General features: G+C 61.7%; 1 pseudogene. It reads right to left on the reverse strand.

Going from position 1 to position 418, the window contains the following annotated elements:
* Positions 1 to 366: pseudogene (locus SB772_RS39240) on the reverse strand (hypothetical protein); the annotation flags it as partial.
* Positions 367 to 418: the final 52 nt, after the last annotated feature.

Consider the following 418-nt stretch of genomic DNA (forward strand, 5'->3'; position numbering starts at 1 on the left):
GCCCCAGTCGTCCTTTTCGGCCAGCAATGCAGCAACCTCGCGGAAGGGAACCAAGGCCGGATCCTGCTCGAAGTACCACGGATACACCATCTCGCCGGTTAGTAGTGGTGACTCCGCATCGGGCTGGAATTCCCCGAACTCCTCCAGCACCCGCCAGGCCGCCCAGCTAGTGGCCTGGCCTTGCCCATAAATAGACTCGTGCATAACGGCGTAGAGCGGATTTGCCGCTCGGCTGACCAGCCCCCGGACTTGTTCCAGAAATTCCTCGGACAGCCGAGGCCCTTCCGGTGTGGTGATGAAAGCGTCTTCCAGCAGGTAATGCAATGCATCAACCCGGGCGTTGCCGCCCAGGAATGAGCCCACCATTTGGAATCGCTCGGGGGTCAACCGCTCGCCGCTGGCCAGGTATTCCGGGACG

The organism is Paraburkholderia sp. SIMBA_030 (assembly GCF_046535245.1).
Classification (GTDB): domain Bacteria; phylum Pseudomonadota; class Gammaproteobacteria; order Burkholderiales; family Burkholderiaceae; genus Paraburkholderia.